The sequence below is a fragment of the Priestia sp. 10L35 genome, assembly GCF_056395685.1.
The window spans coordinates 1-10,404 of sequence record NZ_JBFTKA010000028.1; the positions used below are offsets into that span (position 1 = coordinate 1).

At 32.9% G+C, this 10,404-nt stretch carries 12 protein-coding genes; 7 read left to right on the forward strand and 5 right to left on the reverse strand.

The window, feature by feature from the left end:
• Positions 1-602 precede the first annotated feature (602 nt).
• Together AC1DEF_RS28635 and AC1DEF_RS28640 are read left to right on the forward strand one after the other, a co-directional pair.
• Complete coding sequence (locus AC1DEF_RS28635; RefSeq protein WP_097825568.1) at positions 603-815, forward strand: hypothetical protein; 213 nt, start codon at positions 603-605, stop codon at positions 813-815.
• Positions 816-919: 104 nt separating this feature from the next.
• Entirely contained in the window at positions 920-1,204 is a 285-nt protein-coding gene (locus AC1DEF_RS28640) for an AbrB/MazE/SpoVT family DNA-binding domain-containing protein (protein WP_097825569.1), read from the forward strand.
• A 23-nt stretch (positions 1,205-1,227) separates the two neighbouring features.
• Here AC1DEF_RS28640 and AC1DEF_RS28645 read toward each other — a convergent pair whose 3' ends face one another.
• From AC1DEF_RS28645 to AC1DEF_RS28660, 4 genes are all read right to left on the reverse strand, one after another.
• Complete coding sequence (locus tag AC1DEF_RS28645; RefSeq protein WP_097825570.1) at positions 1,228-1,872, reverse strand: hypothetical protein; 645 nt, start codon at positions 1,870-1,872, stop codon at positions 1,228-1,230.
• Between the two features lie 469 nt (positions 1,873-2,341).
• Positions 2,342-3,244 (reverse strand): Rpn family recombination-promoting nuclease/putative transposase, encoded by a 903-nt coding sequence (locus AC1DEF_RS28650; RefSeq protein ID WP_025751495.1) that lies wholly within the window; start codon positions 3,242-3,244, stop codon positions 2,342-2,344.
• A gap of 326 nt (positions 3,245-3,570) precedes the next feature.
• Positions 3,571-3,945 carry a hypothetical protein gene (locus tag AC1DEF_RS28655; protein WP_025751496.1) on the reverse strand — a complete coding sequence of 125 codons (375 nt, stop codon included), beginning with the start codon at positions 3,943-3,945 and terminating at the stop codon, positions 3,571-3,573.
• A 17-nt stretch (positions 3,946-3,962) separates the two neighbouring features.
• Positions 3,963-5,144, reverse strand: a complete 1,182-nt coding sequence (locus tag AC1DEF_RS28660; protein WP_318331549.1) for an Alp7A family actin-like protein — start codon at positions 5,142-5,144, stop codon at positions 3,963-3,965.
• A gap of 407 nt (positions 5,145-5,551) precedes the next feature.
• Here AC1DEF_RS28660 and AC1DEF_RS28665 point away from each other — a divergent pair, with 407 nt between their 5' ends.
• From AC1DEF_RS28665 to sda, 3 genes are all read left to right on the forward strand, one after another.
• Entirely contained in the window at positions 5,552-5,692 is a 141-nt protein-coding gene (locus tag AC1DEF_RS28665) for a HepT-like ribonuclease domain-containing protein (RefSeq protein ID WP_255255834.1), read from the forward strand.
• Positions 5,693-6,051: 359 nt separating this feature from the next.
• Complete coding sequence (locus tag AC1DEF_RS28670) at positions 6,052-6,234, forward strand: aspartyl-phosphate phosphatase Spo0E family protein (RefSeq protein WP_255255835.1); 183 nt, start codon at positions 6,052-6,054, stop codon at positions 6,232-6,234.
• A 476-nt stretch (positions 6,235-6,710) separates the two neighbouring features.
• Complete coding sequence (gene sda, locus AC1DEF_RS28675) at positions 6,711-6,857, forward strand: sporulation histidine kinase inhibitor Sda (protein WP_097825572.1); 147 nt, start codon at positions 6,711-6,713, stop codon at positions 6,855-6,857.
• 604 nt (positions 6,858-7,461) lie between these two features.
• Here sda and AC1DEF_RS28680 read toward each other — a convergent pair.
• Positions 7,462-7,683: a hypothetical protein gene (locus AC1DEF_RS28680; RefSeq protein ID WP_230185540.1), complete on the reverse strand. Its 222-nt coding sequence runs from the start codon at positions 7,681-7,683 to the stop codon at positions 7,462-7,464.
• Positions 7,684-7,982: 299 nt separating this feature from the next.
• Between AC1DEF_RS28680 and AC1DEF_RS28685 the strand changes: the two genes are divergently transcribed.
• Together AC1DEF_RS28685 and desA are read left to right on the forward strand one after the other, a co-directional pair.
• Positions 7,983-8,165 carry a Spo0E family sporulation regulatory protein-aspartic acid phosphatase gene (locus AC1DEF_RS28685; RefSeq protein ID WP_097825573.1) on the forward strand — a complete coding sequence of 61 codons (183 nt, stop codon included), beginning with the start codon at positions 7,983-7,985 and terminating at the stop codon, positions 8,163-8,165.
• Between the two features lie 1,268 nt (positions 8,166-9,433).
• Positions 9,434-10,404 (forward strand): Delta(5) desaturase DesA (desA, locus tag AC1DEF_RS28690; RefSeq protein ID WP_477727711.1); only part of this gene is annotated, 971 nt, incomplete at its 3' end.

The following is a 10,404-nucleotide window of genomic DNA, read 5'->3' on the forward strand; positions in this document are numbered from 1 at the left end:
ATTCTTTCGCAACCTCTTTTACAAATAGGTTCTCTTCCAGTACCAACTGAACGGCAGCCATTTTAAATTGACGATCATAAACTTTTCTACCCATAAACCGAATCACCTTTTTCTCTTAATTTAGTGTTCAGTTTATCGTACCATCTCCATTAAAGGTGTTTCTTATTTGTCTCACTATTAGGGGTCAGTCCCATTAATATTTGATAGGTTCTTTTCTTACTAAACATGTAACAAAATCTCCTTTAACTTTAATAAGCTTCTCCATATTCCGAATGTGCCTTAAATATTAAACCTGCTTTATTTAAAAACCAAAATAATTGATTCATAATTAAACTCTCTTCCTTTTAAATTTATTAATATATTGTTTATTTTAACTTACCTTCACATACATATTCCATTAAATAGAAAATCACAAAGTCCGTAAAAGTATACCTTTATGGACTTTTATTTTATATAAGGAATTCTATCACTTTTATCGTTCGTTTTAGTTTAAAAACGAATGATGAACAGATATAGGTATATACGTATACATTTTCTTTTACAATTCACCATATTAAACCTTATTATGGAAGTAAACTCAAAATAAGGTGGGAGATGCTTGTATGAGAGCTAAGATTGAGAAAGCGAACCATGTAGTGATGTTTGAAACAGCTGGTGAGTTTTATGCACACGAAGTGACTCAAGGTCCTAAAGTGGGTTTCTTTGCTTGCCCCTCTTGTGGAGTGAAAGTTTATCATAAACAAGATCATTTCTTTTCACGTGAACATGCGCGTACTTGTATTTACGTACAAGAGCAATCTAAGAAAAAGTTCTAAACCTGTATCTTAAAACCTAGTTTGTAAAATTAAAATTGGTTAATTTGTACATTTATAGTATAATATGAAAGTTTTGCTTATGAACATATAAAAGGAGAGTCAGCATGAAGGGACTAAGTACGTTAAGAAAGATAGATACAGTGGGGCGTATAGTAATTCCCATTGAGCTAAGAAAGCTACTAGATATAGGTAAAGATGATGAAGTAGAGATTTTATTGGAAGATGATCATATAGAGATAAAAAAATACAAAGAATCTAATGAATGTCTGATTACAGGTGAGATAACACCTCAAAACCATAGATATGCAAATAATTTAGTTCTAAGTCCATTAGGCGCAAAAATTTTATATAACGAAATAAAGGACAAACAAAAAACCTTTGAATCTTAACTTCAAAGGTTTTTTAGACTGAACTATTTTTTATGCTGTACACTTTCTAACCAGTGTTGGATAGAAGATCCCAAGCTAGTTGCGCCTACTTTTAATTCATCCATAATATAAGAAATTAAATTGTGTAAACTGTACTCCTCCTTATAAGGGTTATTTTTATTAATGAACTTTAAAACCTCTTTTAACTCCTTTATTCTTCCTTGGTCCAATTCTTCTTCTAAATGTCGAGTCATATATTCATCAACAAAATCAGAATTCCTTATGCTCGCTTCAATTAAAAAGGACGCAGCTAATGCAGGAGAGCAATCTAAAGCATAAGCTAAGCGTTTCAGGATATCATACGTTTCTCCATGCCCATCTTTTAAGCGTGTAGAGACACGCTCTTTCTCAATATTTTTGTATAGGTGTCTAATTGGCTCATTGGACATGTCTCCCATATATACAGTGCTGCCAAAGCTAAATCCTCTTCTAAAATAATTTGATAGGTAGTCCATTACTTTTGAAGAAGAAAGGCCTGATATACAAATTGATTCAACTACATTTTTTACAGGCGTATTTGTAATGTAAGACAATCGATAAACACATTCTTTAAGATCAATTGGAAGTGATGGTTTTACATCTCGTTTTTTGTCACTTCGAATTTTTCTTTTCTGCTCTTCTATTCTCACCTAATCACTCCTGAAATCTAAAATTATCTCTAGGACAATGACTTTTTGTACATACCTAAAACATGTATATGGCAGGGGAGGGAGGAGCATGTATATTTTTTTGAGATATTGGAAAAAACTTATAATACTAGAACTTGAGAGGAGTCTTTTGTATGAAAATGACGAAAGAAGAAGCACAAGAAATAGCAAAAAAAATAAAAGAAAACTCCAATAAGTACGGGTTACCTGTGAAAAAAAAGAAAAATGCTAGCGCAACTTAAAAGAGGGTATATAAAAACAAGCCTTAAATTTAATGAAAAATATAAGACTTATATTTTCCTACTATAGTACGCTGCGTAATAAAGAGAAAATAAATATAAGCTAACTCAATTACAATAAACTTCAAATTGGATGAATTGATAATGAAGAAGTTAAAAAAGAGACTGCCTAATAAAATTACTTTATTAGGCAGTCTCTTTTTTAAATATGATTATTGGTGACGTAGTTTATCAATTTCTTCTGGTGTAAGGTTTGTAAATTCAGCGATTGTTTGGTTATCTAAACCCTTTTGGATCATACTTAAAGCCACCTTTATGATACCTTTCTTTTCGCCTATTTCTTCACCTATTTGTTTTCCTTTTTCTTCTCCAAGCTTTTCAGCTCTTCTTAAAGCTGACTTTTCATCTAATAATGCTTTTCTTCGTGCTTCATATGCTAATAGGACTTCCGGATCTTGGCTAACACGTTCCCACTCGTCCATCGCTTTCTTCAATACTTGATCTTCTTGCATCGCAATCTCCTCCAATACCTGAGTGATTTCTTCATCTTCGGATGCTTCAAGTAATAATAACCATCGCACAAGTTGATCTTCCCGTGGATCTACCTCTCTGTTACGCCATTTTATTAATAACTTAGGTAGCTCCATAAAATGAATTTCCAGCATATCCGTTAAGAGTAATTTCTGCTCTCGCTCATATAACTGAAAGGTAGAGTGATAATCATGAATATGAGATAAATAACGGAAGTTCACAATGTTAATGGTAATCGTTTTACAAAGCTCTCCGTAGTCCATGCCTTCTTTCATTTGACTACTGTACATTTTAGACCAGTAATAGAGTGTTCGTTTTTCCATGTCATGTTTGTTATTAAGCTGAATTTCAATATTAACGCGGCTTCCATCCTCTAACTGTGCGTGTACGTCTAAAATAGAGCGTTTATCTTCTTGGTTTTCTTTATTGAAATGCGGATCTAATAACTGCACCGTCTGAATTTTTTTATCATCTGGAAAACGGAGTGCTGCGTTCAAAAAAGCAGCTAAAATAGATTCATTTCCATGTGTGCCAAATAGTGATTTAAATGCAAAGTCGACACGCAAATCTAATCGTTTTGTCATAATATCCTCCATCATTTCCATGTTTGTAATTAGTATACCATGACTATACCGATTCCTTCTATCTAACACTTTAGGAGCAAATTGAGTATCAATACGGTATTTGTCACATCGCTTACTTAATGTTCTTGATACAAAGAAGTATGAAGGGGGGCTTAAAACAAATAGAAGTACTGGGTCTGATTGCTATTACCAATAAATAACCCCCTTATTCACATCATTCTTTTAGTCTGAACACGTTCTCTGTAAATATGAAAATGGAAATACCTTAAAAATCAATAAACCACCGAAAGCAAAAAAACCACTAGGATACCTAGTGGCTTAGTGTTTTAAAAATCACTATATTCTTCGAGATCATCGTCGTCTAAAGAACCAGATACTTGCTCTAAATCTGCAATCTTACCTTCTTTTAAGGTTTGACTTTCTGAAGGCTTGTCTTCTAACTCTTCTTGCTTACCTACAAAACCATTAGCTTTAGCTAATTGCTTTAATTCCTGCAGTTCTGAATTGATATGTTCGAGAAGCTCTTCTGTTCTATGTGCTGATTCTACTTGGTTGGTAGATGCACGATGAAGGTCACGAACAATTAAAGATGAAATGTAGTCCCCTAATTTTCGAGACTTTGCATATTTTGCGAGTATGTCATAGACTTCATCACTTAACTGATTGGTTTTAATCGTAAAGGCGTTCTGACGCTCTGTCATGGTTATCACCTACGCTGTTAGGATTTAACGGCTTTCTTCTCAGCTTGTTTCTTTTGAAGGTAACCGATGCTTCGAATTTCTAAGCCGAATAAGTTCAAGTGACGGCTATCCTCTGGTACTTTATGATATTTCTCTGTACGTTCTTCGCCGATCTTTTCACTCATACTTGTCATGATGGCTACTTCTAGTGTCGGAGCAACACCGCCACTATATACGTATTTACGAATTTTATTTGCTGGCGGTGGGGCCACGTCATTTAACTTCGCTAGTAAAATCTCTACATATTCTTTTAGGGAAGATGTAATTTGAGCTGTTAAATCAATAGATTCACCCGTATTTTCATTCTTTAACTCAAATTTTTGTTTGCTGTAGTTATCTAAAATAAACTGATCAAATGCACGTAAATCGGTAAACAGCTCTGGGAATTTCTCTTTTCGTAACTTATCAATGTGCGCTAAGTATGGAATACCTTCAATACTTTGGAACGATTCGCGACTGTTTGCAGCTTTTAATCCTTCAGGTAAAATAACAACATCAATGGATCCTCCACCAATATCGACCATCACGGTTTCACATTCTACATATTCATTGGCATCTTCACGGTCTTGAAGCGTTAGGTCTTTCTTTAATGCAAAGCGTGCAATTTCGCCTTCTTTTAAGCATGCACTTTCTTCTACAGAAACTTTTATTTCTTTTTCGAACCCTGGTGTATGAATATGGAAAGCATGGTCACCTAAGAAGCGAGTTGCCATTGCTTTTTGCGCTTCACCAAATGTGCTTTCTTTTTTTAGTAACCAGATTGGTAACATCGTAGAGAAATAGTCAATCTCGATGCTATTATCTTTTTGATCTTTTGCATGTAATGCATGATAGTATGCAATGGCAGCTAGAAATGTCACATAAGGAATATGACTTGTAATTTTGTTATGTAAACGATTGATGTGGTTATTCGCAAGTTGTTGGCTTGCTGCGATGTCACCGACTAAGAAATAACGTTCTTTCTCTTCGTCACCGATTGTTGTAGATAGTAAGATACGCTTTTTAAATTCTTCTGGTGCTGTTACTGCATCTGTAAAAAATGAATCAGCAACATCTTTTTGTAGTTCTACAACGTTGGTTGGGAAATCAAATAGGTATCCATCAATGATATTCATATCAACGGAGTTTCCACAGTCTTTATTAAAACGTGAAATTTTCATGTTTATACACCTCATTTTTAAGTTGAACTTCTGTTGAACTCATTATACAAGAAGAAGCGCGGAATTTCAATCCTTTAGTTCAACTTATTCATCTTCAAAAAGTTACATATATCAACAAATATTTTTATCTAGTTGAACTTACTAAGGGGTAAAAAAATAGTATTATGAAAGTTCCAGTTAGAGAATGTGAAGGTCACAAGTAGATTACAATAAGAAAGGATGTGTGAGAAACATAACACTCTTCTCAATATAAAATAAATATATAGTTGCCATAAGTTTAAAAAGAAAATAAAAGAACGAACAGAACCTATCCTTATAGCTGAAGAACGATTAGGACTTCCTCGAACCAGCAGAGAAGCTTTTGGTATGCTAGATTCACAATCATTACAAGTGAGATTGCGTATAGAATGAAAGACATGTTAGGGTTTCGAAACATTACTATTGCTGTTCACGATTATCAAGCGATTAATCAGGGTATTTTGCAGCAAATCTTAGATAAGCATTTAAGTGATTTTATTACGTATACTAAGCAAATTCTTGATTATTAATTGAGAGGGTTATTCTATGTAAAAAGGACAAACAAGTCATCATGTTTGTCCTTTTTTTCATTTTATAGGTAGTTACTCAATTTTTAATTTAAAAATTGAATAACTCTATGTCAAATACAAGAAAAGTCCTCGAGTTACGAGGACTTTTCTTGACTATGAAATTAGAAATGGAATTTTTATGTGCATCTACAAGACGTATTGTAACACGCATTAGGTATAAAAAATAAGCTATTCAAACCCTAAAAAAGGGATTCTGAGCTTTTAATTGGATTTTACAGGAAAAAATATTGTTAGAAAGCAAAAATATAGTTAGTGTTAAAGAAAAATGTAACAATTTAGAGAAATAGGTGGTTAGATAATTGCAAATATATAGGAATAGCAATGGTTTAATAAAAGCCTTACTTGTAGATATAGAGGCAGGAAGAGAACTTATGATTCAAGTTGGTTTAGAAGAAGGATTCACCAGTAAGAATACCATTGCAATCAGTCAATTTATTGATCAATTGCTAAACCATTTAGAAGAGGTTTCTGCGACTGATTAGCTTTTCTTTTTTTGAGGAGAGTAAAAAGAAACCTCGATATTGGCAAGCGAGGTTGCTTTCTTGTAAGGGTTTGTTCATACGTATCCGAAGTATGAAACATATATAGATTACTACGTTCTGTAAGTAGAGACTGTTTTTAATGTGCTGTCGCATATGTATAGAAAGATGCAGAATACAAATGGACATGCTATCTAATATCCTGTGTTCACTGATAGAGTCTTTTGGGTATGTGTACTGCAAGGAGTTATTATATTAACTAGGAACATCGGGAATCTATAGTTTAAAAACAGAAAACTTCTAAACAAGCAGCAGGAGTTTTTCTACATGAATGGTGCTACTATGTTCAGGTGATTCTTGGAACATCTCAAATAGTTTGCGTATTTATTGTAAATTTTCGTAATTTTCATTTAATGCTTAACATCAAATTCAACTTGTTATATATTTAGAGGTGTTGCTCAAAAAAAGCGAGGGGAAGTATGGAGAAATTAAATGATCAAACATTGTTAGCATCGTACTTTAAAGCAATTGAATTAAAGCTAGATAAAGATTTCATTCTTATTCTTGAGGAAGAATTGAAAAGAAGGGCTCTACCCTTCATTGCTAAAACAGATAGGAGTAAGTAATTTAGAATTACGCTTCTATCTGTTTTTCTTTTTCTAGAACCCACATTAGAAATTCCTTTTCTTGATTTGTTAGCTTTCTATTTAAGGATTGTTCAAACTTTAAAACTAACTCCATAAAGCGCTGCATGTTATCCATTTATGTTATAACTCAACTCCTTGAGTTTATCTTTAAGTATAGAATAAGGTTAAGGTTTTTATTTTGTCAAATTTTGTTGGGTTTTAGTACTATAATTTAATAATAAGCATAAGGAAGCCATTATAAAGATAGTCCAATTAGACCATGGGTTCTTTTCTATGAATGTAGTATTGAGGTTAACTATGAGAAGGAGTGGAAGAAATATAATCGTGAATTAACCTTTGTAGATCAAGTAATCTGGACCATCAAAGATTTATTTTGGAAATGAAACATGTTAATTTAAAATAAATAGCGATTATTGAAATCTCATTATAAAACATACATAGATAGACAGAGCTGAATTAGATAAAAAGAGAGTAAACCATCTTTTTTATTTGTTTGCCCTGGGAGAAAGTATTGAATAGATAGGGGGGGTTGAGGTAAAAGGGTTAAAATGTTGAAAAAGCACCCCTGAATGGGTGCTGTGAATTAAATTAGTTCATTGTTCTGATTTTTTAGGAACTTGCTTTCTAACTCTAATTGCTTCATTCGTCGTTGTAATCCTAAATTCTCTAAATCTTGTTCTAACTCAGAAGATAAATCAATTCGTTTTTTAGCATTATCCATCAGTTTCCTAGTAATTACTAACCTTTTTTGTTCTTTCGAATTCATCTTAACAGCTCCTTCCTCGTGACTTGTTAGGTTCGGCATAGCAGATGAAAACACCTATAAAAAAATTCACCTAGAAATGAAGTACCGAGTATTTGTAAAAAAATCAAAATGCTTATAAATTAACAATGCATAAAACTATACTGTTACAGGTGTTAATATTTTTCATAGATCTACGAATCAAAATATTTATTAAATATAAAAACTTAACCATTCAAACTCTAAAATCGGCATCCTACGCTTTGAATTGGATTTTACAAGGCCAATCATTGTCATACGGTTAAAATCCAGTTATTGTTAAATGGAGAATTAACAACTTAGAAAGGTAGGTGGGTATATCATTGCAAAGTTATAGATATAATAGCACTTTAAGAAATACTTTCCTTGTAGACATAGAAGCAGCAAGAGAACTTATGATTGAAGTAGGACTAGAAGAAGGGTTTACTAGTAATAATACCATTGTAATCAGTCAATTTATTGATCAAATGCTAAACCAATTAGAAGAGATAACTTCACTTAATTAGTTTTGGTTTTTAATAAAAGAGTGAAAGCAACCTCATTCTTTAATAGCATTCGAGTGAGGCTGCTTTTTAAGGTAACTCTATAACTGTAGATAAATAATAGCATATTTTTAAATATGAATACTACTTTTGATATGCTCTAGCATATGAATAGAAGGTGCAATCTTTATTCATCTTAAGGTCATTCATTTGTTTGATAAATCCTATCAAATCAAGGATGTATAAAAAGTTGCACAAAGTAAGTAATCATCCGTTCTTAAACCCCTTGTGCCGCAGTTTAGCCATAAGGGGTTCTTTTTTGATGTATACCAGAAAAAATATTATGGTAATAAGACTGGATGTAAGATTCATCTTAAAAAGCAAAAAACCTACCTCTTCCCAGTTAGAAAAGATAGGTTTTTTCTGCTCTATTGCTAAAGGATTTTCGTAGATGCCTCACGGCGTCTTGAGTAGTTAGTTTGTTCCGGATGTGAAAATTTATTCGTTGTTGGCTAATTTACATTTTAATTTTATAAATAGACATACTAATTGTATCCAATTTATTTAGTAATCGAAGGTGGAAGTCTAATAAAAATGTATGTCTTTGTGTGCTTTTTAGTTTTTAATTTACTAGCATTTTTCACAACTAAAAGATTAGTCCCTATTGAAATATATGCTACATGTATTTTTGCCTACGCTTATGGGGTAACTTTCTCTCTATCAGTTTTTAGTTTTTGAATTTTTACCCATTTAACAAAGCTTTAGGAAGAAAAGTACTTTATATTTTAAGTTGGACACTTTTTCTGTTGTATTCGAATGGTTCGTAGTTAACACGGACTTTTTTTATTATAATGGCTGGAAATTACTATATTCGGCTCTAGTATACCCAATTATTTTTCTTATTCTTGTAAGTAACTTGAAATTGGTGAGAAAAGTAATTTCTAGTAAACGATAATTATTCTTCTGAAAACTCGACAAAAATTCAAAAAAATTACCTGTTAAGTTATTTTATTAGGTTCTTTTTGTTGGGTTCCCTATAGTAACTAAAAATATATATGATATACATTAAAAAATCAGAAGCAGCTACCTCTTCATGAGATAGTTACTTCTGATTCTGAATAGCAGTTAATTCATCTTATTCCTTGCATTAAGAAAATACATCCATACATGTATGACAGTTGTCATACTAGTTACTTGACGTTTGTATGTTTTATTACCAGCTACTATGCGCTACTATAAATTAATAAAGAAAAGCTGAATATTAAACACGGTAAAGATTTAAGGAGGTCAACATGAGCAAACAGAAAACGACTGAACTAAGAAAAAATGTAGCACCTTTTGAAAAACCCAATAAGAAATCGAGTATAAAGCAATTGATAAACACATTCCTTCCGTTTTTCCTACTTTGGTTTCTAGCTTATCAAAGTTTGTCCGTTTCTTATTGGCTAACATTGCCATTAGCTATTGTTACAGCCGGGTTCGTCGTCCGAATCTTTATTATTTTCCATGATTGTTGTCATCAATCATTTTTCAAAAGTCGAAAAGTAAATAATATCCTTGGTACAATTAGTGGGGTTATCACCATGTTTCCATATGAACAGTGGAAACGAAGCCACTCGATTCATCATGCCACGAGTAGCAACTTAGATAAACGGGGAACTGGTGATGTGTGGGTCATGACAGTTGATGAGTATATTGCAGCTTCCTACTGGGGCCGGTTAGCTTACCGAGTTTACCGCAATCCAATTGTTATGTTTGGATTAGGCCCCATCTATCTTTTCTTAGTTTCTAACCGATTGAATCGAAAAGATGCGAAACGAAAGGAACGTTTGAACACATATTTAACAAATTTCTCAATTGTTGCAGTGTATGCACTTTTATGTTGGGGTATTGGTTGGCAAGGTTTTCTGCTCGTTCAAGCTCCCATCCTTTTTGTAGCAGGATCACTTGGAGTTTGGCTATTTTACGTACAGCATCAATTTGAGGATTCCTACTTTGAAAACGAAAAGGAGTGGGATTATGTGAAGGCCGCGGTTGATGGTAGCTCCTATTACAAGCTTCCTAAAGTTTTACAATGGGTAACAGGTAATATTGGTTTCCATCATGTACATCACTTGGCTCCAAGAGTTCCAAACTATAATTTAGAAAAGGCGCATGAGTCTACGCCACCATTACAGAAAGCAACAACCATTACACTAAGCACAAGCTTGAAGTCCCTTCGTTTTCGACTTTTAGATCAACAAAATAAAAGTTTTGTAAGCTT

Coding starts and splice junctions, on each gene's coding strand:
- AC1DEF_RS28635 (WP_097825568.1), top strand. CDS start 603: ATGAGAGCTAAGATTGAGAAAGCGAACCATGTAGTGATGTTTGAAACA.
- AC1DEF_RS28640 (WP_097825569.1), top strand. CDS start 920: ATGAAGGGACTAAGTACGTTAAGAAAGATAGATACAGTGGGGCGTATA.
- AC1DEF_RS28650 (WP_025751495.1), bottom strand. CDS start 3,244: ATGACAAAACGATTAGATTTGCGTGTCGACTTTGCATTTAAATCACTA.
- AC1DEF_RS28655 (WP_025751496.1), bottom strand. CDS start 3,945: ATGACAGAGCGTCAGAACGCCTTTACGATTAAAACCAATCAGTTAAGT.
- AC1DEF_RS28660 (WP_318331549.1), bottom strand. CDS start 5,144: ATGAAAATTTCACGTTTTAATAAAGACTGTGGAAACTCCGTTGATATG.
- AC1DEF_RS28665 (WP_255255834.1), top strand. CDS start 5,552: ATGAAAGACATGTTAGGGTTTCGAAACATTACTATTGCTGTTCACGAT.
- sda (WP_097825572.1), top strand. CDS start 6,711: ATGGAGAAATTAAATGATCAAACATTGTTAGCATCGTACTTTAAAGCA.
- AC1DEF_RS28680 (WP_230185540.1), bottom strand. CDS start 7,683: ATGCCGAACCTAACAAGTCACGAGGAAGGAGCTGTTAAGATGAATTCG.